The organism is Vibrio sp. 2134-1 (genome assembly GCF_033339495.1).
The window spans coordinates 108,011-130,839 of sequence record NZ_JAWOUS010000009.1 but is presented as its reverse complement, the minus strand read 5'-3'; the positions used below and the strand labels follow the sequence as shown (position 1 = coordinate 130,839).

21 protein-coding genes are annotated in these 22,829 nt (G+C 43.8%); 8 read left to right on the top strand and 13 right to left on the bottom strand.

Going from position 1 to position 22,829, the window contains the following annotated elements; translation table 11 throughout:
• Positions 1-17: 17 nt before the first annotated feature.
• The 4 genes from glpK to R7R78_RS12370 all read left to right on the top strand — a co-directional run bounded on the left by glpK (position 18) and on the right by R7R78_RS12370 (position 5,451).
• Positions 18-1,535: a glycerol kinase GlpK gene (gene glpK, locus R7R78_RS12385; protein ID WP_005380193.1), complete on the top strand. Its 1,518-nt coding sequence runs from the start codon at positions 18-20 to the stop codon at positions 1,533-1,535.
• Between the two features lie 159 nt (positions 1,536-1,694).
• Entirely contained in the window at positions 1,695-2,486 is a 792-nt protein-coding gene (locus R7R78_RS12380) for a DeoR/GlpR family transcriptional regulator (protein WP_005380192.1), read from the top strand.
• A gap of 176 nt (positions 2,487-2,662) precedes the next feature.
• Positions 2,663-4,222: a glycerol-3-phosphate dehydrogenase gene (gene glpD / locus R7R78_RS12375; RefSeq protein ID WP_017636005.1), complete on the top strand. Its 1,560-nt coding sequence runs from the start codon at positions 2,663-2,665 to the stop codon at positions 4,220-4,222.
• Between the two features lie 275 nt (positions 4,223-4,497).
• Entirely contained in the window at positions 4,498-5,451 is a 954-nt protein-coding gene (locus tag R7R78_RS12370; protein ID WP_005380188.1) for a CorA family divalent cation transporter, read from the top strand.
• Between the two features lie 73 nt (positions 5,452-5,524).
• Here R7R78_RS12370 and R7R78_RS12365 read toward each other — a convergent pair whose 3' ends face one another.
• On the bottom strand, positions 5,525-6,709 hold the full coding sequence (locus R7R78_RS12365) for an NnrS family protein (protein ID WP_104979655.1): 1,185 nt from the start codon (positions 6,707-6,709) through the stop codon (positions 5,525-5,527).
• Between the two features lie 182 nt (positions 6,710-6,891).
• Between R7R78_RS12365 and R7R78_RS12360 the strand changes: the two genes are divergently transcribed.
• Complete coding sequence (locus R7R78_RS12360) at positions 6,892-7,443, top strand: gamma-glutamylcyclotransferase family protein (RefSeq protein ID WP_154205079.1); 552 nt, start codon at positions 6,892-6,894, stop codon at positions 7,441-7,443.
• A 38-nt stretch (positions 7,444-7,481) separates the two neighbouring features.
• On the opposite strand, the gene R7R78_RS12355 is transcribed toward R7R78_RS12360, so the two are convergent.
• Positions 7,482-8,069, bottom strand: coding sequence for an outer membrane beta-barrel protein (locus R7R78_RS12355; protein ID WP_005380175.1), 588 nt, complete (start codon positions 8,067-8,069; stop codon positions 7,482-7,484).
• Between the two features lie 427 nt (positions 8,070-8,496).
• Between R7R78_RS12355 and ebgR the strand changes: the two genes are divergently transcribed.
• Positions 8,497-9,483 (top strand): transcriptional regulator EbgR, encoded by a 987-nt coding sequence (gene ebgR / locus R7R78_RS12350; protein ID WP_149192403.1) that lies wholly within the window; start codon positions 8,497-8,499, stop codon positions 9,481-9,483.
• A 171-nt stretch (positions 9,484-9,654) separates the two neighbouring features.
• On the opposite strand, the gene R7R78_RS12345 is transcribed toward ebgR, so the two are convergent.
• Complete coding sequence (locus tag R7R78_RS12345) at positions 9,655-10,572, bottom strand: LysR family transcriptional regulator (protein ID WP_406707374.1); 918 nt, start codon at positions 10,570-10,572, stop codon at positions 9,655-9,657.
• A gap of 112 nt (positions 10,573-10,684) precedes the next feature.
• On the opposite strand from R7R78_RS12345, the gene chrA reads away from it, so the two are divergent.
• Both chrA and R7R78_RS12335 read left to right on the top strand, forming a co-directional pair.
• Complete coding sequence (gene chrA, locus R7R78_RS12340) at positions 10,685-11,824, top strand: chromate efflux transporter (protein ID WP_225473665.1); 1,140 nt, start codon at positions 10,685-10,687, stop codon at positions 11,822-11,824.
• A gap of 113 nt (positions 11,825-11,937) precedes the next feature.
• Positions 11,938-13,053: a phosphatase PAP2 family protein gene (locus R7R78_RS12335; protein ID WP_213912240.1), complete on the top strand. Its 1,116-nt coding sequence runs from the start codon at positions 11,938-11,940 to the stop codon at positions 13,051-13,053.
• A gap of 99 nt (positions 13,054-13,152) precedes the next feature.
• Here the strand turns inward: R7R78_RS12335 and R7R78_RS12330 are convergent, their stop codons facing one another.
• The 10 genes from R7R78_RS12330 to R7R78_RS12285 are packed head-to-tail and all read right to left on the bottom strand — an operon-like array spanning position 13,153 to position 22,822.
• Positions 13,153-14,166 (bottom strand): tetratricopeptide repeat protein, encoded by a 1,014-nt coding sequence (locus tag R7R78_RS12330; RefSeq protein WP_005386465.1) that lies wholly within the window; start codon positions 14,164-14,166, stop codon positions 13,153-13,155.
• A 20-nt stretch (positions 14,167-14,186) separates the two neighbouring features.
• Positions 14,187-15,128, bottom strand: a complete 942-nt coding sequence (locus R7R78_RS12325) for a type II secretion system F family protein (RefSeq protein WP_005386462.1) — start codon at positions 15,126-15,128, stop codon at positions 14,187-14,189.
• 2 nt (positions 15,129-15,130) lie between these two features.
• The gene (locus R7R78_RS12320) at positions 15,131-16,099 is read right to left on the bottom strand and encodes a type II secretion system F family protein (RefSeq protein WP_005386459.1); all 969 of its coding nucleotides are present in this window, start codon (positions 16,097-16,099) and stop codon (positions 15,131-15,133) included.
• A 9-nt stretch (positions 16,100-16,108) separates the two neighbouring features.
• Positions 16,109-17,554, bottom strand: coding sequence for a CpaF family protein (locus R7R78_RS12315; protein WP_005386456.1), 1,446 nt, complete (start codon positions 17,552-17,554; stop codon positions 16,109-16,111).
• 12 nt (positions 17,555-17,566) lie between these two features.
• Positions 17,567-18,775 (bottom strand): AAA family ATPase, encoded by a 1,209-nt coding sequence (locus R7R78_RS12310; RefSeq protein WP_005386455.1) that lies wholly within the window; start codon positions 18,773-18,775, stop codon positions 17,567-17,569.
• Between the two features lie 4 nt (positions 18,776-18,779).
• A complete protein-coding gene (locus tag R7R78_RS12305) occupies positions 18,780-19,313 on the bottom strand; it encodes a TadE/TadG family type IV pilus assembly protein (RefSeq protein ID WP_005386454.1) in 534 nt (177 codons plus the stop codon).
• On the bottom strand, positions 19,310-19,774 hold the full coding sequence (locus tag R7R78_RS12300) for a TadE/TadG family type IV pilus assembly protein (RefSeq protein ID WP_031781046.1): 465 nt from the start codon (positions 19,772-19,774) through the stop codon (positions 19,310-19,312). The genes R7R78_RS12305 and R7R78_RS12300 overlap by 4 nt, the downstream gene beginning before the upstream one ends.
• Position 19,775: 1 nt before the next feature.
• Positions 19,776-21,095, bottom strand: coding sequence for a pilus assembly protein TadG-related protein (locus tag R7R78_RS12295; RefSeq protein ID WP_137282334.1), 1,320 nt, complete (start codon positions 21,093-21,095; stop codon positions 19,776-19,778).
• Between the two features lie 25 nt (positions 21,096-21,120).
• Positions 21,121-21,345, bottom strand: a complete 225-nt coding sequence (locus R7R78_RS12290) for a hypothetical protein (protein ID WP_031781045.1) — start codon at positions 21,343-21,345, stop codon at positions 21,121-21,123.
• Positions 21,346-21,358: 13 nt separating this feature from the next.
• On the bottom strand, positions 21,359-22,822 hold the full coding sequence (locus tag R7R78_RS12285) for a type II and III secretion system protein family protein (protein WP_005386449.1): 1,464 nt from the start codon (positions 22,820-22,822) through the stop codon (positions 21,359-21,361).
• Positions 22,823-22,829: the final 7 nt, after the last annotated feature.

Genomic DNA, 22,829 nt, shown 5'->3' with positions numbered 1-22,829 from the left:
ACAAAAGGATTCTTACCATGACTGAGCAAAAATACATTGTTGCCCTAGACCAAGGTACAACAAGCTCTCGCGCAGTGATTCTTGATCATGATGCGAACATCGTAAGCGTCGCGCAACGCGAATTTACTCAGATTTATCCAGAAGCTGGTTGGGTTGAACATGATCCAATGGAAATTTGGGCAACACAAAGCTCTACCTTAGTAGAAGCTCTAGCTAAGTCTGGCATCCGTAGCGACCAATTAGCGGCTATCGGTATTACTAACCAGCGTGAGACGACCATCGTCTGGAACAAAGAAACAGGTAAACCCGTTTACAATGCGATCGTATGGCAATGTCGCCGTACTGCTGATATCTGTGAAGATTTAAAAGCACGCGGTCTCGAAAACTATGTACGTGACAACACTGGTTTGGTGCTTGACCCTTACTTCTCAGGTACCAAAGTTAAATGGATTCTGGACAATGTTGAAGGCGCACGAGAAGACGCAGAAGCAGGTAAGCTGTTGTTTGGTACTGTCGATACTTGGTTAGTTTGGAAGATGACTCAAGGTCGCGTTCACGTAACCGACTACACTAACGCATCGCGTACCATGCTGTTTAACATCAACGATCTATGTTGGGATCAAAAAATGTTAGATGAGCTTGGCATCCCAGCATCTATGATGCCAGAAGTGAAGCGCTCATCGGAAATTTACGGTAAAACCAACATCGGTGGTAAAGGCGGTACTCGTATTCCTATTTCTGGAATCGCAGGTGACCAACAAGCAGCGCTTTACGGCCAAATGTGTGTTGAAGCGGGTCAAGCGAAAAACACTTACGGTACGGGTTGTTTCTTGCTAATGAATACTGGCCAAGAAAAAGTCACTTCGACACATGGCCTTCTAACTACTTTGGCTTGTGGTCCTGCAGGCGAACCAGCTTATGCACTTGAAGGCGCCGTATTCATGGGTGGAGCTTCTATCCAATGGCTACGCGATGAATTGAAAATCCTAAACGGTGCAGAAGACTCTGAATACTTCGCGACAAAAGTGGATACATCAAACGGCGTTTATGTCGTGCCAGCATTTACTGGTTTAGGCGCTCCATACTGGGATGCCTACGCACGTGGCACGATTGTCGGCCTTACTCGCGGTGTGAATTCAAACCATATCATCCGTGCAACATTGGAAGGCATCGCTTATCAAACTCGTGACGTACTGGATGCGATGCAAGCTGACTCAGGCATTAAGCTTGCGAACCTTCGCGTCGATGGTGGTGCAGTAGCGAACAACTTCCTAATGCAATTCCAATCCGATGTATTGAACACAGAAGTACACCGCCCTCAAGTAACTGAGGTTACCGCTCTTGGTGCAGCCTACCTTGCCGGCCTTGCAGTTGGTTACTGGGATAGCATTGATGAGTTGCAGAATAAAGCGGTACTTGATCGCACCTTTGAGCCACACGATGATGAAGAAAAACGCAATCGTCGTTACAAGGGCTGGAAACGTGCAGTGAAATGTGCACAAACCTGGTCTGAACTTCACGACGAAGAAGATTAATCTCATCTCCATAAGAAAAAAAGAGCGCCATTTGTGCGCTCTTTTTGCGCTTTATCCCCGATTCCTGAACTCGCTTACTTCTCACAACGAGCAAATTCGAGCACAATAGAGCTTCGAATTTGAAGCATTGGCCGTTACCAATGCACAAGGGAGTGGTAAGTGAAGCAAATACCTCGACACCAGCAGATTGTTGAGCTGGTGAAAAAACAAGGCTATGTCAGCACGGATGAGTTGGTAGAAAGATTCAATGTCAGCCCACAAACCATCCGACGCGATCTCAATGAACTCGCCGATGACAACAAAATTCGTCGTTATCACGGTGGAGCCACTATTCCTCTCAGTTCTGAAAACACATCTTACAACACGCGTAAAGCGCTCAACTTCAATGAAAAAGATGTCATTGCAGACGAGGTAGTCAAACACATTCCAGATGGTGCCACACTATTCATCGATATTGGCACCACACCAGAAGCAGTTGCGCGAGCGCTCAATAAAAACCATAAACAGTTGCGTGTTGTCACCAACAACATCAATGTTGCGACCATTCTTTTCCCTAACCCTGAAATCAAAGTCATCTTAGCGGGTGGAGAAGTCCGCAGCAGAGACGGCGGTATTGTTGGCGAGGCTACCCTCGATTTCGTTAAACAGTTCCGTCTCGACTTTGGTATTCTCGGCATTAGCGGTATCGACTTCGATGGCTCGCTATTAGACTTTGATTACCACGAAGTCCGGGTAAAACAAGCGATCATTGACAATAGCCGTAGTGTATTTCTTGCCGTAGACCACACCAAGTTCGGGCGCAATGCTATGGTGAAACTAGGCAATATTGCACAGCTCAACATGATCTTTACCAATAAGCAGCCACCAGAAGAAATCTTGTCAATTTTGAAGGAAGCTTCTATCCCACTTGAAGTGGTTGAAGCTAACGAATCAAACTCCGAAAACGAGTAACGTCAATCGTATAATTCCCCCTCAAATGACCTCTGTCTTAATTAGACAGAGGTTTTTTTGTGTCTAAATCACACAAAACGCTCACAAACGAAAATAATAGATGATCACAAACGAAACCTGAGCTAGGATTACATTATGTTCTAAAATGCTCGTTCGCTCACCAAGAGGTCAAATTTATGAGTATACAAAATAATGCTTCCACTACTAGCTCATCCACTACCTTAGACTTGATCGTAATCGGTGGCGGCATTAACGGAGCTGGTATTGCAGCAGACGCAGCTGGCCGAGGTTTGAGTGTTGGCTTATACGAAGCAAATGACTTCGCATCTGCGACTTCTTCAGCAAGTTCTAAACTGATACACGGCGGTTTACGCTACCTTGAACACTACGAGTTTCGTTTAGTTTCGGAAGCGCTCGCAGAGCGTGAGGTTATTCTTCGTAAAGCACCACACGTCGCATTACCAATGCGTTTCCGTTTACCGCATCGCCCATTCCTACGCCCAGCTTGGATGATTCGTTGTGGCCTTTTCCTTTACGATAACTTGGGTAAACGTACGACGCTGCAAGGCAGTAAAACCGTCAACCTTGCGAAATCTGGCTTGCTAAAACCAGAAATGAAAACGGGTTTCGAATACTCTGACTGTTGGGTTGATGATGCACGTTTAGTATTACTGAACGTTCTTGCGGCTCGCGAAAACCATGCTGAAGTACGTAACTACTGCCGCGTGGAAAAAGCACACCGTGAAGGTGGTATCTGGCACGTTACTATTCACGATGTGATGACAGACCAACGTTTCGAACGTAAAGCGAAAGCGTTAGTCAATGCTGCGGGGCCTTGGGTAAAACAGTTCTTTGATGATGGATTAGAGCAAGCCTCTCCTCGTAACATTCGCTTAATCAAAGGCTCGCACATCGTTGTTCCTCGTATCCACAACGAACCGCAAGCCTACATCCTTCAAAACAAAGACAATCGCATCGTATTTATGATTCCTTACTTAGATAAGTTCTCAATCATTGGTACAACAGATGTGGAATACAAAGGTGACCCACGTGAAGTGTCGATCTCAGATGACGAAGTCGATTACCTCATTGATATCGTAAACCAACACTTTGTCCACCAGTTGACTCGCGAAGATGTAGTTTGGACATACAGCGGTGTTCGTCCTTTATGTGACGATGAATCTGACTCTCCGCAAGCAATCACACGAGACTACACGCTAGAGCTCGATGCGGAATACGACCATGCACCTCTGCTTTCTGTTTTTGGTGGTAAGTTAACGACCTACCGTAAGTTAGGTGAAGCAGCAATGAAGAAACTTGCTCCGTTCCTACCTGAAATGGGTAAAGACTGGACGGCCAACCAAACCCTTCCTGGTGGTAACTTCAGCTGTAGTCGTGAACAATTAGCTAAACAAATTCACGCTAAATACACTTGGGCGCCAGAAGCATTGATTCTTCGTTATGTCACACAGTTTGGTACCCAAACCTGGAACTTAATGGAAGGCACAACAAGTGAAGCTGACTTAGGACAAACGTTCTCGGCACAAGCAGGTGGTGTTTACCAACGTGAGATCGATTACTTAATGAACCATGAAATGGCAATGACCGATGAAGACATTTTATGGCGCCGTACTAAGCTTGGTCTTTACATGAACGAGGAAGAAAAACAGGCCTTAACGGACTATTTAAAGAAAAAGCTACAACAGAAAGTGGTTAATCTTTCTCAAGTTGGCTAACAGCTCCCCTCCCTCCCCCACAATAAAGCCTGCTTAGTTGCAGGCTTTTTGTTTTGTTGTTTAAGCACAACACCTTGGTGCGCTCCACTCGATTGCAAATAAGAACAACTATTCATAGACATTTGGCGTTAAATACAATCATACTCATTTGAAAAATAATGCATCAATGACTTCAGAGTACCGTACTCAGAGTATTGCCTCTGTATGGCAATGCAATTCTCGCGAAAGAAGTATCTTGAGGTTATTTTGGTATCGGCTCAAACAAGGAAAAGAAAATGGGTTTTATGATTGAACATTGGGACTTCTCAACCCCAGAAGCAACTCAACAATCCACCACGGCAGAGCAAATTCAAGCTAAGCATTGGTACCATTGCGAACGGCTGCATCCTGATATTCGTGGTTGGCTGGAGCAGAACCAAGTACCTCGAGCTACGGTTGATCATCTATTAGCCGACGAAAGCCGACCATCTTTCCATCCTTTGGATGACGAGAACTTCATGTTGATTTTACGAGGCGTCAATATGAACGGCAATGCATCACCAGAAGATATGCTTAGTATTCGAATTCTCTACTTTCAAGGCGCACTCATTTCAACTCGTAAAATTCCATCACGCGCGATCATGGAGATTCGCCAAGCATTAGCGGAACACAAAGGCCCAAAAAGTCTTGCCAGTTTACTTCATCAGATCATTGAAGGATTAAACAGTAAAATAGACATTTACCTTGATACGATTGAAGAAACACTAAACCAGTTCGACGTGAATGATGAGTCGACGTACAAACATATGGCGACTCAAAAAGCACTGATTTCTATCAAGCGTTTTATTCGCCCTCAGCAGTACGCTATCCGTGATCTTGTGGAGTCAGAATCAGAATTGATTGCTTTGAGACCTCATCAATATCGCTTCGCACACAATAATATTACGCGCATAAATGAAACACTTGAGTTTTATCTTGGAGAAGTGGCGCTTTTCCAAGAAGAGATCAAACATCATCGTGATGAAAAAACCAATAAAAACAGTTACCTGTTTACTTTGGTAGCAACGATTTTTCTACCAACCAGCTTCTTAACAGGTTTACTCGGTATCAATGTTGGTGGAATGCCAGGCGTGGATTCCACCATGGCATTCACCTGGTTCTGCATCGCCTTAATTGTCATTTTTGGTCTAGAGTGGTGGCTATTTAAACGCTTGGGGCTCACGAATAAAGCGGACGACGAAGACGAATAAACACTAAACCTATAAAGAACAAAAACCAAAAGAGGAGCACGCGGCTCCTCTTTTCTCTACTCACATTAGAATCTTATCCGGGGTGACCATCCACACGAGGGGTCACAAGCATCACACCAAAGCGCCACACAAATAGCCCAAACGCAACAATCCATAATCCACCGCTGATATCAATCCACAGTATCATGTTCGCTGGATCAAAGATCACGGCGAAACTGCGAACCAAAGCTGCCGCGGTAATCGCTGCAAACGCAAGGCTCATGTTTGGCCCTTTGTAGATCATGCGACCAGTATGTCCCATCGTCACCCGTGTAATCATCGCTAAAATCAAACCGCCTAACGCACCTATCGCAAACAGGTGAATGAGGTTATGGCTGGCAAATGCATCTCCCCAGACGCCTCGCAAAATTAAGCTTAGTGGTAAACACAAATACGCAGCATGCAGCGACCATACTAAAGGCTCGTTCAGGGTTAACCAAGGTTTCCAGCGAACAAAACGCACCAACTGAGCAACACCTGCAAATAGCATCAAACGACTACCTAGTTCTGCAAACGTCACAGGGAAAAAGCTCAGCACAAATAGCATTACCAATGGCAAGTTCGCGAACCACTCTAACCAAGCCAATGGTTGCGCTTTTTCGAAATTAAATCGACGCGCAGTAAAAAATGGAATTACACGTCCGCCCATCACTGACAACAGCAAGGTAAACCACCACAGCATTGCTTGCCACACCGCTGAAGAGCTAAAGGGCGGCATACCTTTTATCGTTGCGTAGCTTGCAAAGTTCGCAAAGATGGCTAAAAGAAACAGTGGAACGAAAAACAAATTACGCCAACCTTTGGCTCGATACACACGAATGCCCACCTCATAGGCGACAAACAGTAAAAATACCGCTTCGATACTGCTGGTTAACCATAACGGTGCTTGTGTCCAAAGCAATATGCGGGGCACTAACCACAAGCCAAATAAAGCCAGAAGCATGTAATGCTTGGTACCATTAATGCCAGTCCAGTTTTGTACCGCGGTCAGTACAAAGCCAACTACAATGGCCATCGAAAAACCGAACAACATTTCATGTACGTGCCACCACAATGCAGGCACGGCTAATGCGTTTGGCTGTCCGCCTTGGAACATCCACACCCACAACGCAATCGCAACAATGGCGTAAATCGACCCAAACAGAAAAAACGGCCGAAAGCCTAATCGCAGCCATGCGGGGATTTTTTCTTCTACTTTTTTATCGGTGATATTCAGCATTATCTTGCCCTCAAGCGTCTCTCGATGCTGGTTAACTCAACTACATATTGATGCTACCATAAACATGTATAAAAAATACATGTTTATAATTAAGATTATACTTAAGAGGTAAAGTTGTGCTTCAGATGCGGGTTAGGTATAAACATGAGAGGCACAACTATCAGTTAAGGGATGCAACGACAATGTACATATTTGGCTATGGCAGTTTGATTAATTCTGCGTCACGTAAATTAACCGGACAAACGGGAGAAGCCATTCCCGTCATAGCACATGGGTTGGTTCGCTACTGGGGGAAGATTGACGACAGCTACAGCCTCTCTCCATTAGTGGTGAACCAAGGCGATGGACAGGTTAATGGCGTTTTACTCGAAGTAAATGAAGAAGCGCTCGCAGAATTCGACCGCCGTGAGCGCGGCTATCATCGTATTCAACTTCAGCCAGATCAAATCGAAACAGATGCGAGTTTTAACCAAGAACATGACATTTGGGTTTACGTAAAAGACGAGCCACTACCACCATGCGCAAAGAGCCCAATCATGCAAAGTTATGTTGATACCGTGCTGGCAGGTTGCTTGGAAGTTTCCCACGCGTTTGCAGAGCATTTTGTGCGTCACACCATTGGCTGGCAACACGCGAAAGAAAATGACCGCCATCAACCCAAATATGGCAACCTTGCAGGCGTACAAGATCACCATTATGAGTTGATTGATAATCTGATCAAAAAAGGAGCCTAACGGCTCCTTTTTAGTATCTATGTTTTGCTTACGCGAGCTTAAAACTTGTAATCAACACCAACGTACAGGCTGTCAAAATCAAAATCTTCGCTGCCACCGTTTTCGGCATCAATACTTACCGAAGAAGCACGGTAGCCACCAGATACAACCAAACCTGAAGCGAACTCATAACCAGCCTCAACACCGTAGTTAAAGCCTACATCACGACCATCATCGGTAACAGTGCTAGATGATTTCACTTCATAAGAAACACTCATTACACCAAGGCCAGCAATCGCACCAACATAGAAGCCTGTACCTGCAAATTGGTATTTAGGCTTCGCATTGAAATTGAACGCAGAAGCATCAACACTAAATTTAACCGGCCACCCCATGTAAGAAAATGTTTCTTCAAAGTCGCCAAAGTATATGTACTCACCTTCAAAAGCTAGTTTGAAGTTTTCTGAATATTGAAGCTCTTTACCTACAGCAAAGCTAAGACCTGTCGCAGAAAAATCTTTTGACAAGCTTTTAACTTTAAGATCTGAATTTACCAAATCAGCACCAACATACCAGTTACCTTTTGCTTGAACTGATGCTGAAGCAACCACTGCACCTAAAGCCAATAATGGCAATACTTTTTTCATTATAATTTCCTAATTTTTCATACTGTTAGACAGCTTTTAAAAGCGCGGAGATTATAAATAGAGTTGAATACTTTCCTATTGATTTGTTTATAAAATGAGACACAAAACATAAACATGAACAATAAAACGTTTGCTTGATTAAACTCTAAACAGCTCGAGTCCTATTAAGTACTAGAGTTACCACAAGTAGCAAGTTTCCAAACCAGTCGCGTTTTTCAGTATTTTTACAGCAATATAATCCTTACGTTTACGGCTTTATTTATTACTCAATAGAGTGTATTTCATGAAAACAAGTTGGCTTGATATGCTGATTTAAAGTGTTTAGGACTGTCTTACTAAAGGTTTGTGCATCTCTAAGTAGCTGTTTAAAATAGTCAGATTATTGAGCTCACACTTGGGCAGTGAGCAGTGCCGACGGGAAATTTACATGGCAAAGCTAAAAGATATCGCCATTGAAGCGGGCGTCTCACTTGCAACCGTATCGCGGGTTTTGAACAACGACCCAACGTTGAGCGTTAAAGAAGAAACCAAATACCGCATTTTGGAAATTGCAGAAAAACTGGAGTACCGCACCAGTAGCTCGAAGAAAGGCATCAAAGAAGTTAAGCAAAAACATCACTTTTTAGCCTTATATAACTACAAACAAGAAACAGAGGTGAATGACCCTTACTACTTATCAATTCGTCATGGGATTGAAACGCAATGCGACAAATTAGGTATTACGCTAACCAATTGCTATAACAGTGAAATTGATGTTGAAACGAAAAAGATAACAGGTGTCCTTTTAGTCGGAAATGTCGACCAAAAGGTAGTAGATAAATTACCTAAACGTCTAGCCGATAGCATCTGCTACATAAACTTTTCAGATCCAACCTGCCCTTATGATTGCGTTGATGTCGACCTTATTCGAGTCAGTAGGCAAGTAGTTGATTTCTTTGTACAACGAGGCTACCGCCGCATCGGTTATATTGGCGGTCAAGACAAGCACGACGCAGCTGACACTCGTGAAAATGTGTTTTTGGACTATGGCTATCTAAAAGGCGTGGTTGCAGAACAAGATATACACTATTGTGCCTGCTCTAGTTTGTCCGGTTATAACTTAGCGAAAGAGATGCTAGCCAAAGGTGACTTCCCGAAAGCAGTATTCATTGATTCAGACTCCATCGCGATTGGCATAGTACGTGCAATCCATGAATTTGGCTTAAAGATACCAGAGGATATTACGTTGATTAGTATGAATGATATTCCTACTGCTCGCTTTACCTTTCCGCCGTTGTCTACAATTCGTATTCACTCTGAGTTGATGGGAACTCAGGGAGTGAACTTACTGGTGGAAAAATACCGAGATGGACGCTTACTCCCTCTTCATGTATACGTGCAAACAGAGCTTAAACTACGTGGTACAACTCAATGATACCTTTTCCATTAATCTCTTTTATGAATTAAACCTGGAACATCCCCCCCCTAACCCAAGACATTCATTTTGCACAATCAGTACTGTTTCGGTGTAACGCCGATAACTCAGCGGGTAGTAAGAAGTTCAACAACAAATCACTCTAAGCACCATGAGTGCCCCAAATGTTTATCATTTAGAGGTGATGGTCGAAGAAACCAACTCGCGTAGCCAAATGCCTTTGTCTTCATTGTTTCGGCTGGAATGCCACAGCATAGCAATATCAAAATCCGCAACGGCGATCGGCGGCTTAACGGTAACGAGATCGTCCGAAAAGCCCTCCGCCAATGCCATTTTTTCTGGCACGATGGCAATGAGATCGCGCTTTTTCAATAGATGCCGAATAGTGAGAAAGTTGCGCGACGCCACGGTGACTTTGCGGCTCAAGCCATGTTCTGCAAGCTTTTGGTCTACTTGTGTCTTTAAGCTCCCATCGGGACTTACCAGAGCTTGCTCTATGTTCGCGAACGCTTCCAGAGACAGCTGTGTTTCCCCTTTCAATGCCTGTTTATCACACATACACACGTGTTTTTCCGTGTACAAGTACAAGCTCTCAAAGTTGTCATCCAACACTGGCATGCTGCCAATAATGACATCGATCTTTTCGTGCTCAGTTAATGCCACGTAGTTGCTACGATTGACGTTAATAAAACTGATCTGGGCCTCTGGTGCGCGCTGGCGTATTTCGTCATAAAGCCGAGGAGCAAAAATAAACTCGGCATAATCCGTTAATCCAATGCGACATACACCCGCGTAATTTTCAGGTTGGAAGGCAGACTTAGTGAGCAAGTCTTTGGCGATAGAATCCAACAAGTGATGCACAGTTGGCGCGATGTGGTGAGCGTGCTCGGTGGGCTCCATCTTGTGCCCTTTTCGCTCAAAAAGCGGGGCGTCAAACAACAACCTTAAACGAGACAAACTATGACTCATCGCCGACTGGCTAACGTAACTTTTCTCTGCCGCGACGCTAACGCTTCGATAGCGATACAAGTAGGAAAACGTCACCAATAAGTTCAAGTCAATGTTGCGCCACTGAATGTCCTCTTTCACTCCAACATCCTCATCCCATTTCATTCATAGATGAAATTAAAATCATCAATTTGAGTCATTTTAGAGCATTCGATAAATTAGCAACAATGCTTTTTAGATAAACAGGCTCGACATGTTCACCATATTCAAAACTTTTTTCTGGCTGGGTTGGTTCAGCTTCGGCGGCCCGGCGGCTCATATTGGTTATTTTCGCCAAACATTTGTTGAGAAACTGAAATGGCTTGATGACAGCGAGTACGCGCAAATTGTCGCGCTCAGTCAGTTTTTGCCGGGACCGGGCTCAAGCCAAGTTGGCTTTGCTTTAGGCTATAAACGTGGCGGTTTAGGTGGCGCATGCGCAGCATTTGTCGGATTCACGCTTCCTTCAGTGGTCATCATGTTGGCGCTGGCGATGGTGAGCAGCCAAATCACCGACACCGCAGTGTTCCAAAACATCGTTCACGGCCTAAAACTGCTCGCAGTCGTCGTCGTGGCGGATGCGACTTGGGGCATGTACAAAAACTTCTGCCAAAGCAAACTGACCGCGGGTTTGTGCATCGCGACTGCGATTGCGTTGCTGGTGGCACCAAGCATCATGACGCAAATGTTCGTGTTGATCGCAGCAGGTTTTGTCGGAATGCGGTATCTGAAGAAAGACTCCGCGCCATCAGCCGAGTCGTTTAAACCGTCTATCGCGCCATTGGCTCTATTTGCGATGCTTTTACTCGGCTTACCGTTAGTGGCTCATACGTTACCTTTACTTGGGCTGTTTAGTGATTTTTTCCAAGCTGGTAGCTTAGTGTTTGGTGGCGGTCATGTGGTTCTGCCGCTTCTGCAAAACATTGTTGGCGACCAGCTCAGCCAAGATGCATTTTTAACAGGCTACGCCGCTGCACAAGCTGTACCAGGGCCAATGTTCACCTTTGCGACTTTTATCGGTTATGAGCTTTCGGATACGCCAATTTTAGGTGCGCTGTTCGCAACGCTTGGCGTATTCCTCCCAGGGTTTCTTTTACTACTTGGCGTTCTTAAGAACTGGCAAGCACTGGCAGGAAAACCGCTGGTCTCCGGCGCCATCAACGGTGTAAATGCCTCGGTAGTAGGGTTACTACTCGCGGCACTTTACCAGCCAGTATTTAGCAGCGCAGTTGTTGCTCCCATCGACATGGCGTTAGTGGTTGCAGGTTTTTATCTACACAAAAAGCTCAACCTTTCGGTTCTGTGGATGATCGTGTTTTTTGTGGCGGCAGGCCTTGTCACGGGCATGATGTAGCCTGCTGATACGCCAACTATTGAATCCAGATAAACCACGGGTACTCAAATACGAGTGCCCGTTTTCTCAACTAAGCTTAATGATATTGGAAGGATAGAGATGACGGATCATCAATGGAACAAGACAACAATTACGAGCTCAACCTTAGCTGGCAGCAAAAAGCATCGGCTTTACTCACATCAGTAAAGAATGAGTTATTGAACGATAAGATTTTCTACACCTATTGCTTTATATCGACTGCTGTCATTTATCTTTGTTCTTTGTATCTCGATTTCCCTATCGATTACTCTTTTACCACTTACCTTGAAACACTCATACAAGCTTTGTATGTCACAGGTTTAAGCTGGTGTATCTACTATTATTTCTATCTCATACTGCGCAAAGAAAAACAGCCAGCAAAGCGCTTCATACGAAAACTGAAGCATCTTATTTTTCCGCTGTACCGACCTGTATCAGTGTTTGTTTCGATGATGGCACTCAACCTGATTTTCTCTAATCACACGTTTTTGAAATCGCTGATTCCAATCATCAATCCATTCAAGTGGGATCTGACCTTTGCGAATATTGATTCGTTGCTACACTTCGGGTTTGCTCCGTGGGAGTTGACCCATGCATTATTCTCCAATGCTTGGGCCTCATTAGGGCTAAATGTAGCCTACAACGCATGGTTTTTTTGTATGTGGGGCATACTCATCTTTTTCCTTATCTACAAAAAATACCCGTTGGTAAGGCAACAGTTTTTACTCACGTTCGCATTGTCTTGGATGATTCTTGGTGTCTTCTTCGCCACGTTGCTTTCTTCAGCAGGCCCATGTTATGTGGAGCTTATCACTGGAGATGAACAGTTTGTTCCTCTGATGAAAACGCTCGAAGTCCAAAGCCAATATCTTACCAATGTAGACGCTGGGCAATTGTGGGCATTGCCTACACAGCAATATCTTTGGGATGAGTACATCGCGAATGCCAATGGTATTGGCTCTGGCATTTCGGCAATGCCGAGTTTGCACGTTTCCATTGCTGTTTTGATGGCGCTATCAATTTATAGACTCAACAAAACCATCGGCTACTTTGCTTACGCTTTCGCAGTCATCATTCAAATCGGTTCGGTACATTTAGCCTGGCATTATGCGATTGATGGCTACCTCGCAACACTCTTGACGGTGATGTTATGGAAGATAGTTGGTTGGGCTTTACGGCGCTATGCTTCTTACCCTGAAAGAAGCGAATGACGGCTAATTGAACAAACACCTTTGCAACGGACTACTCCCCATAAATGAAAAAGCCACTCTATCTTGCAGAGTGGCTTTCTTTTAAAAGGGTCTTCAAATTTATTGGAGAAGCGCGGTAGAGGTATCCCCTCGCTCTCTCACCATTGCCAATGCTCGTTCTAGGTTTTTATTTGCCAGTTCATAGTAGGCAGGGTTCTTATCAATAGCCTGTTGTAAATAAGGAATCGCCTCTCCTGGTTTGCCTTGAAGGATCAAGAAATAGCCAACATTGTTGAGCGCTTCGGGTTCTGTCATGTGTCGACTAAAAATACTCAGAGCTTGTCGTGGCTGATCTTTAGCTAAAGCAATGAGACCTAAATTATTGATTCCTCTCTCATCTCCTGGCTTGATACTTAGTGCGGCTTGAGTAAAGTGCGCCGCTTTTGAGTAAGCTTTTTCCATGTAGTAGGAGTAGCCAAGGCTGACCAAAGCGTTTACGTTTCTTGAGTCAATATCCAACGCTTTTCGAATTAACGCCTGCGCAATATCGTGGTCGCCACGAATGTCGTAAAGCACACCTAGACCGGAGTAAGCAGAGACTGGTGATTTATCATCATAGCGATATGTTGCAACGCTCTCTGCAGTAATGTTGTCTTTAGTGATGGTAGGATCGCCATCCATGCGAATTTGGTCAGCATTCAAAGCGCGTATGTAGTAGCTTTTCCCGACGTCCTTTTCTCCACGCTTCGTGTATAAAGTACCAAGCTCAGTCAGGGAGCCAATATGATCGGGGTTCTCAGCCAAAGATGCTCGAAATGATTTATCGGCGAGTTCTGAATTCTCCCTAGCTAAATGGATGCGCCCCACGGTGTACAAGGTTTTATCTTTATGGACCGCATTAGGGAAAGAGAGCGAGCGAATATATTCATACAAGGCTAAGTCGACATTTTTGTTGCTTAATGCAATATCCCCTCGTGAGATTGCCTCTTCCTCTGTTTTGGGAGGTTCATCATTAGTGAGAGACTCAACGGGCTTACCTGAGTACAGCGTTGAATCGAAATCTGATGACTGTTCAGTTGTTGAACATGCGGTAAGCACCAACAACGAGATGATGACGTATTTCTTAATCCACATAACGATCCCTATTTTGCTTTTTAATTAGAAAATGCCTCAGCCAATGAAATTAACGCAGGTCCGATAGCCACTATAAAAAAGCAAGGCCAAATAAATAGCACCATTGGAAACATCATTTTGACTGGGATTTTTGCAGCAATTTCTTCTGCTGCTTGTTGACGCTTATCCCTGTAGTCTTCGGTATATTCACGCAAGGAGTTGACTAAACTCCCCCCTATTCGAGAGGCATGGCTAAGCATACTTACCAGCCCCATTAATTCTTCTAACCCTGTCCTTAATACTAGCTCCCTCAGCGCTTCTGGCATTGGTTTGCCCGCTTTAATTTTGTTGCACACCGTATCGATTTCATCAGCAAGCTCTGGGTGAGAGATAACCAGTTCATCAGCAACCCGACGCAACGCTGCATTAAAGCCAAGCCCTGATTCGGTACAAACCACCAGCAAATCAAGCATGTCGGGCACACCTGCACGAATCGCTTGCTGACGCTTGTTCACCATTCGACGCAAAATAAAATCAGGAAATAAAAGCCCAATAAATACGGATAACGCCATATACGTGTACAGGTATTTAGATTCCGGAACCGAGAAATACACCAGTGCCGCCACCATCACACCTAAGATTGTCGTGACCGATTTAATGGCATAAAACATCGATAATGCATTGCTTTCATGAAACCCAGCATGCATCAGTTTATTGCGTGTCGTTTGACGCTCTTTTTCACTGGTTGGGGAAGTTAAAGGCGCTAACGACTCCAAGGTGTCTGACATTTTCTTGTTGTGATGAGAGACTTCTTTCTTATCACCAGACAATTCGGCTAACTTTCGTTTAATTGGCGAGTTAACCCCGATAATTATCGAGCCTAACGTCATCACAACCAACACTGTAGTGATGAGGATCAACCCCATAAGCAGTGTTTCTTGGCCGACAGCAAAATCGTTTAACCATCCTTGAATACTTTCCATGGCTACACCTCAATATTGACGATTTTACGAATCCAAAGCGTGCCGATAAACAACGCTACCATCCCACCAATGACCATTTTGATCCCCATTGGATGCGTGTGGAGTAACTCAATATACTCAGGTCGAACAAGGGAAATGATGACGTACAAACCAAAAGGCGCTAATACTAATACCCATGCCGACATTCGAGATTCCGCCGAAATGGTTTTTATTTTTCGAGCGAGTTTGAAACGAGCACGTAGGATATGGGAGAGCTTCTCAATGTTTTCGACTAAGTTACCACCCGTTTCCTTTTGCAGTAACACAGCACTGGAGAAAGCAAGCATAGATACGGTAGGAGTTCTCTCCGACATTTGCATAATCGCCAAGCGGAGGTCATAACCATAGTTGAGTAAGTTAAAGGTATTCATGAACTCAGGACCAAGCGGTGCACTAACCTCTCTGCCTACTTCTCCAAACCCCTGCGTAATTGGCTGCCCTGCCTGCAAAACTCGCTTGATGATATCGAGAGCCTCTGGCAGTTGCTCTTCAAATTTCATTAAACGATCAGCAATCCTTTTCTGTATGTAGAAGTAAACAGACACCCAGCAAGCAAACGCAACGCCAGCACAGAGGTACCAAACTTGCCCGAACAAGAACAGAAATAGACCAACCGCAGTCCCTCCGAGGAATGTGAGGAAAATAAACCGACTGAACCCCATGTGTATCCCAGCCAGTTCCAACTTCTTCTTAAAGCTATCGAACAGGCTAAACCTCACAAGCCATCGCTCTAATGGCGATAGATTCTTGAGCGAGTTTTCCCTTAATAAAGAAATACTCTCTTGATCAATATGTTTATGGCTTTCGTGTATCCGCTTGATTAATTGCTTATGCTTAACCTTTTTACCCGCAGAAGGCAGAATTAACGCTTGGCTAATAAAGAATACGGACAAAAACAGCAGTACAAGAAAAAGGGGGAATTGACTATCCATAGCAATCTCCTAACGGGCTTTTTCATTGAATATTTCAAATGGTACGTCTAAGCCTCGTTTTACTAATTGGTCATGGCAGCTTGGTACAATCCCTGTAGCCATGTAATCACCTAACACATTGCCTTCTTGATCGACCCCTCTTCTTTGGAAGGTGAAGATCTCCGACATGGTAATAACGTCACCTTCCATGCCATTGATTTCTTGTACGCTAACCATGCGACGTTTACCGTCTTCCTGACGATCCATTTGCACAACAATATTGATGGCCGACGCGATCTGCGCTCTCAAGTTTTTTGTCGACACATTCCACCCTGCCATCGAGAACATATTCTCAATCCGGCTCAACGCATCTCTTGGTGTATTCGCGTGGATAGTAGCCAAAGACCCATCATGACCCGTGTTCATTGCGGATAGCATATCCACCGCTTCTGAGCCACGAACCTCACCAACAACTATCCGATCGGGACGCATACGTAGTGAGTTTTTTACTAAATCACGCTGAGAAATTTCACCCTTACCCTCGATATTGGAAGGACGTGTTTCCAAACGGATAATATGTGGCTGTTGGAGTTGTAACTCTGCTGAGTCCTCAATGGTTACAATGCGTTGGTCGCTAGGAATAAAGCTCGACAAAATATTTAGCGTGGTTGTTTTACCAGAACCTGTACCTCCAGAAATCAGGATATTCATTTCCCCCACAACCGCCGCATTAAGAAACTTCGCCATTTCAGGAGACAACGATCCAAGTTCTAATAGGTTATCCATATTCAAACGTTCAACAGCAAAACGTCGAATAGAAACTGAAGGCCCATCAATAGCAAGAGGAGGTATAATCGCATTAAAACGTGAGCCATCTTTGAGTCGAGCATCCACCATGGGTGAAGCCTCATCGATCCTTCGACCCACTTGGCTTACAATACGGTCGATAATATTGCGCAAATGGCGTTCGTCTAAAAAGGTGTGCGGTGTTTTCTCCAACTTACCAAAACGTTCGACGAAAATATTTTTCGGGCCATTTACTAAGATATCTGAGATTGTTTGATCTTCAAGAAGTGGCTCAAGAGGCCCTAGGCCGAACACTTCATCTTCAATTTGATGTATTACGCGGTTTCGCGCTTCTGAACTCAATGGGTGTGTTTGATCTTCCGCAATGAGCTGAACAACCGCTTCGCGCAACTCCTCTTTCGCGCGATCTTCTTGCAAGTGCGATAGAAGCCCGAGATCCAAGGTATCCAGTAGTTTCTTGTGGTAGTAGTGTTTTATCGAGAGATCTTGTTCTAATTGCTTTTTCTGCTCCTCGATCGCTTTCATCTTGGCTTCTACCGGCGACAAAGACTTTTGCTCATCTGACGAGTCTTCATCAGATTTTGCCAACTCGACATTCACAACTTTGGATTCTTTTGTTTCATCTACGGAATTGAAAGAACTCCCGACGCCTTTCCGTTTGAAAAACATAACTCCCCCTTACTAAGAAAATAGTTTTTTTATCCAACTTTGATTCTCTTTGGTCGGACTTTCTAATAAGTGCGATATTTCAGCCAAAGACGCTTTCAGCGCACTATTTTTCTTAGATTGAACAATTGGGTTGCCCAAATTAGCGCTCTCGATAGCAATAGCAAAGTTATTAGGTACTAAGTGTATTGCATGTCCACTAACCGCATTTTCAATGTCTTTCAACGATATTGTCGATTTCTTTTCAAAACGATTAACAATTAGTTCAACCTGATGACTACTTAAACCATAGTCTAATTCTAAAGAACGTATATAACTAACAGCATGCTTCACCGAGGTAACATTCTGTTGCAGAATCAAAAAAACATGTGTTGCCGGAGAAACAATTTGTTGATAAACGTGCTCAACGCCATGAGATAAATCCACAATAATATGTGAGTAAAACTGCCTCAAAATAGGTAATAATTTACTAACTTGAACCGCATGCTTGTAATTACCTTTTGGATCATTTTGGTTAAAACACAAATAATTCAAACCTGAAGGATGCTGGTAGACTAATCCTTCTAGTGATAATTCATCTAAATCATTAACAGAATCAATCACATCATTAATATTGTATTTAGGCTTACAGTTTAAATAATCAGCGGCATCACTAAACTGCATATCCAAGTCAACGAGCAACACTTTACTCTTAGCATAGCTTGATAATTCTATTGCTGTATTAATAGCCAAAGTGGTTGCTCCAGAGCCACCTTTTGTATTAATAAACAATGTTAGATCGCCCATTTTCTTATTGGCAATCTTTTCATCCGCGGTAGATTTTAATAAAGGATATAGCTCGCCAAAATCAACCGAACGAGACAAATAATCTGTTGCCCCAAGCCTTAATGCCATTTTAAGGGATGCAGTATCGTTCTCGTCGCCAAATACAATCAAAGCAGTATGATTATGCTGTAAACTGCTGTCACTAGAATAAACATGAGCCACTTTCTGAGCCCAGCTTTCACCGGTTTCAATATAAATGAGATCAGGAACTTGCTTATTTTTCACAAAGTCCAAGTTAAAGGTATCTAGCTCTATCCAATCAATATTTAGATTTACACACCTTGATAGTTCATCAGCAATGTGAATTTTAAAATTTGATGTAGAATAAACTATCCAAATAATCAAGTTAGTTTTTAAACTTTTATGTGTTTCATTATCCATTTTGACTGGTTTCAACATAAAGCTACTCCGCGGAACAATCCGAATAAACAGCTGGGTTATCAGCTTCAGGCTTTAATACACCTAAGCTTTCTGCCGGCAATACAGTTTCAAAAGCAGGCGTTTTTCCTACTGCACTAATAAGCGCAGCTAACACAAAAAACTTAAATTCATAATCAACTGCTCTTGCTTGAACATATTTTATTTTTGAAAACTGAGCATCTAACACTGTAGATGCTGCAGGTGGAGTACTCAAAAAATCCGACACATCAACAGTTGCACCTGTATCGTCTAAATATTCGATTTGTAAATTATTAGCGGTAAAACCTGAAGGATATAGACTCTCCAAAGCTTGATGATTAGGTATTTCATCACGTTCAGAAATAAAACAAACCGTGGCAAGTCGTGCCGCTCGCCTGGTAATTTCGTTGACCATTTGCACTGAATAAAAGTAGATTGCAAACTCAATAATCATGAACAGTACTAACATTACCGCAAGTGCAATTAACGAAAACTCAACTTGGGTCAGTCCTTTCTGTTTCCTTATCCATTGTTTCATGGGCTAGTCCTCATTGACGCAGAAGAGCCAATACTGAAAGCCAAAGAGGTTCCGGTAAAAGGTAAGGTTGAGAAAATAGGCTCATAATTATAAGTAGCCGATATGGTGACAACCTTATTGGTGTCCGTTGGTTGAGTCACAATAATGTCAGCAGCTTCAATATAGTCGATTACCGGCGTACCAACGCCACTCGGCGTGCCATAGATCACCACATTTTTAATATCAGATTCTTCAGCTATACCTTCAAAATCTAACGTGCCATAAGTATCAACCACGGCATACCGTGCGCCATTTTGCAACGCTTTGTTGACCTCTGTGTATTGAATAAAAGCTCGGCTCACGTCGATAACTAATACGGTCAGCATCAGTAGCACTGGCAATGCAAGAATAAACTCTATAATTGCCAGTCCTTTCTGGTTAGCCATCTTTTTCATCTGATGCTTTCTATTGGAGTACATCATATTAAGACCCTCCACTTGACGGGTCTTTGTATAGAACGATTTTGTATGGCCCAACTCCATCTTCATCCGGATCTACCCCAGACGACGCATTTTTTACCGTACAATCCTCTAGAAACTGACCGAATATTTCCGATTCATTCCCCTTGTTTTGCACTTCCTGAGTAACAAAAAAGCATCCTAGGCCCAGTACTTCTAAATCCATCTTGCCGCCTTTTTTTGGAGCTTCATCACAACGAACGATCGGCACTCGTAATACCCTTCGATCGGTTTTCCCATCCGCTCGGTAATATTGCGACTTGCACGCGCCAGGCCCCCCCGTACAAGCGGCTAACCCTTCGACATAATCGGCATAATAAAACGCATCGTTATCAACGGCCGGATCTTCCGCATCCTGATATTGTTGTTGGTAATTGTCGTATGTTACGTTGGACTCTTCGATGTACTTATCTGAAGTAATGCCTTCATCTGGCTTACCCCCATCAAATCTCGTATTTAGACCTTGCGCTACTGGTCCCGTACCTTTACCAGTCTCTGTTGTGACTAAATCACCGACTGTTATGCACTCCTCAGTATCCCCTGCCAGCATTTCTCTTACTGTATTTTTACCGGAACCAAAGTCTAAAAGGTGATAGTTACCCGAACCAATGCCACCATCCGTGTGCCCTGATGGTTTCAATACATGAATAGTGTCAGCATCTCGATCTTGTGCACCATTGTAGTTTGGGTTTGAAGAAGGAATGTATCCCCACGCCAGATCAGCTGAGCCTACATCGCCACACATAGCAATAGGCGACACGTTACATGTAGTAATGCTTGGCGCACTTGGTCCTGCAACAGCACTCGCTGACACCCCTTTGTCGAGCCCAAACATGCCACTTAAATACTGTGTCAACAGAACATTACTAACGGCAACACGAACATAGATGTCGCTGTCACTGCCCAAAGAGAACTCTCCAGCTTCAACAAATGAGCCTTTAGCGTTCGAATTTGAGAAAGTTACATCTATGTTTTCCCCCGTGTAAACTAATTCTTGGTTACCATCAGACGCAGCAGAATGAGTCAGAGCATCATTCGCCGCCTGCGTCGCTAAACTAAGCCGCTCAGCCAAATCTGCCGCGTCGGTCCTTTCATCGACGACAACCGCAGCCGCTAATGCAGCGGAGTCGACCGCGTTTTGTAGTCTTGTTTTATTGAGTACTTGGTGATTCAAATCAATACCAAAGGCTGCAACACCAAGTAAAAATAATAAAACTAAACTAATTAATACCAAGGTAATCCCTTTCTGAGCTCTCCTTGGCGCTATATGCATATTCCTTCGCATAGCCCCTCCTAAGTGAACGTATCACTTAATCATCTTTGGCTACCCCATTGTTGTTATATACCTCTAAGCTAACTTGTGTGCGCTCACCACTACCTTCCGGTAAGTAGCCCAAATTCTCATACCAGGCTTCTGGATTCAGAGTTTGTTCAGCGCGCAGCTGGCTAACCGAGATACCAAGCTCGGGGTCATTCGCACAGCCAAACAAGCCGAATGATGTGAAACAAATGGTCATTATCATTATGCTTTTCATCTTGTTCTCCCACTTATAGACTGTGCCCAAACTTGCCCTCAGAGCCACCTTCTGACGAACCGTATTGAATAAAATTGTTGTTAGTATCTTCTTCACTAATGTCGTTTAGCTGGTACCTATCGAAATCCAACTCAGCACCTTTACCAAGCAAATAGAACTCCACATCGTTTGGAGCAACAAAACCATCTGTTGGTAGAGTGATTCGACGTCGATCAATTGGGGTTGCTAATCGAGGAGTAACCAGAATGACTAGTTCTGTTTCCCCAGAGGTAAATTCTTCACTCTTAAACAAGCGGCCTAACACAGGTAGATCACTCGCACCAGGTATACCATTCGCAACGTTACGCGCGTTTTCACTCAATAGCCCCGCAATACCAATGGTTTGACCATCTGCTAGCTCAATCGTTGTACCAGCACTTCGTTTTGTGATTGGTGGAATAAAGAAAGTGGCATTCACTTCGTTTGGATTAAACGTCAACACACCAGAATTGGAAATTTCACTCACATTGACGTTCAGTTTGAGATTGATTCTCTTATCGCTCAAAATAAACGGAACAAAGTCGAGTTGAACACCGTACTCTTTGTAGTCGATGGTAATGCCATCTTCATTTGGTACTGGAATTGGGAATTCACCACCAGCGACAAACTCGGCTTGCGTACCACTTAATGCGGTAAGGCTAGGCTCTGCCAGCACTTTCGCTACGCCATTTTGCTTCGCCACATCAAGCGCAAAGGTAAACAAGGTATTACTGTCGATAAACGATCCGAGAAAACCGAAATCTTCGACTGTTGGGACGTTCAAAATCGGTCCAATGCCATCAATACCGCCACCAGCAGTCGTACCACCCCAAGTAAAATCCCCACTTCTTTGGAAAAAGTGGAAGTTTGAGTCGAAGCGTCTTACAAGTGTGCGCTGTACTTCGGCAACGGTAACTTCTAGCGTCACCTGCTGAGCACCACCAATAGAAAGTAGATTGATGACCATACTTTCATCATCTTTAGAGCTATCATCTTCTTCATCTGCCGCTTCACCCAAAGCAAAGGTTTCAGCAATTTTGACCGCAGTGTCCATGTTTTGCTGACTGCTGACCAAGCCTCTAAGTACCACTTTTTCTTGCGCACTGTGCACTTCGATATTTTCATCCGGCAAGAACTGATAAAGCTTCGACTTAAGCGTATTTAGATCATGCGTGACTTCCACGTTAAACTGCTCAATTAACCGGCCTCTGCGATCCCACACCGACACATTCGTGGTACCTAACTTCTTACCAATAAGAAACAGCTCGTTCGATCTGAGCACTAAAATATCCAAGACTTCTGGATCCCCTAACGTCACTTTCTTTGCTTGGCCTGATATCATCAATTGAGTTGATTGGTGATGTGCAACGGTTACGACTTTTCCTGACTGCGCCGTAGCTGCGTTAACAGACAAGCTGACGAAAAGTAACTGGCTAACAAGTAATATTATTGTTTTCATAATTCAC

Bases quoted from the DNA above. Each gene is read 5' to 3' on its own strand.
- glpK (WP_005380193.1), top strand. From the start codon at position 18: ATGACTGAGCAAAAATACATTGTTGCCCTAGACCAAGGTACAACAAGC.
- glpD (WP_017636005.1), top strand. From the start codon at position 2,663: ATGAGTATACAAAATAATGCTTCCACTACTAGCTCATCCACTACCTTA.
- R7R78_RS12370 (WP_005380188.1), top strand. From the start codon at position 4,498: ATGGGTTTTATGATTGAACATTGGGACTTCTCAACCCCAGAAGCAACT.
- R7R78_RS12365 (WP_104979655.1), bottom strand. From the start codon at position 6,709: ATGCTGAATATCACCGATAAAAAAGTAGAAGAAAAAATCCCCGCATGG.
- R7R78_RS12360 (WP_154205079.1), top strand. From the start codon at position 6,892: ATGTACATATTTGGCTATGGCAGTTTGATTAATTCTGCGTCACGTAAA.
- R7R78_RS12355 (WP_005380175.1), bottom strand. From the start codon at position 8,069: ATGAAAAAAGTATTGCCATTATTGGCTTTAGGTGCAGTGGTTGCTTCA.
- ebgR (WP_149192403.1), top strand. From the start codon at position 8,497: ATGGCAAAGCTAAAAGATATCGCCATTGAAGCGGGCGTCTCACTTGCA.
- chrA (WP_225473665.1), top strand. From the start codon at position 10,685: ATGTTCACCATATTCAAAACTTTTTTCTGGCTGGGTTGGTTCAGCTTC.
- R7R78_RS12335 (WP_213912240.1), top strand. From the start codon at position 11,938: ATGGAACAAGACAACAATTACGAGCTCAACCTTAGCTGGCAGCAAAAA.
- R7R78_RS12330 (WP_005386465.1), bottom strand. From the start codon at position 14,166: ATGTGGATTAAGAAATACGTCATCATCTCGTTGTTGGTGCTTACCGCA.
- R7R78_RS12325 (WP_005386462.1), bottom strand. From the start codon at position 15,128: ATGGAAAGTATTCAAGGATGGTTAAACGATTTTGCTGTCGGCCAAGAA.
- R7R78_RS12320 (WP_005386459.1), bottom strand. From the start codon at position 16,099: ATGGATAGTCAATTCCCCCTTTTTCTTGTACTGCTGTTTTTGTCCGTA.
- R7R78_RS12315 (WP_005386456.1), bottom strand. From the start codon at position 17,554: ATGTTTTTCAAACGGAAAGGCGTCGGGAGTTCTTTCAATTCCGTAGAT.
- R7R78_RS12310 (WP_005386455.1), bottom strand. From the start codon at position 18,775: ATGTTGAAACCAGTCAAAATGGATAATGAAACACATAAAAGTTTAAAA.
- R7R78_RS12305 (WP_005386454.1), bottom strand. From the start codon at position 19,313: ATGAAACAATGGATAAGGAAACAGAAAGGACTGACCCAAGTTGAGTTT.
- R7R78_RS12300 (WP_031781046.1), bottom strand. From the start codon at position 19,774: ATGATGTACTCCAATAGAAAGCATCAGATGAAAAAGATGGCTAACCAG.
- R7R78_RS12295 (WP_137282334.1), bottom strand. From the start codon at position 21,095: ATGCGAAGGAATATGCATATAGCGCCAAGGAGAGCTCAGAAAGGGATT.
- R7R78_RS12290 (WP_031781045.1), bottom strand. From the start codon at position 21,345: ATGAAAAGCATAATGATAATGACCATTTGTTTCACATCATTCGGCTTG.
- R7R78_RS12285 (WP_005386449.1), bottom strand. From the start codon at position 22,822: ATGAAAACAATAATATTACTTGTTAGCCAGTTACTTTTCGTCAGCTTG.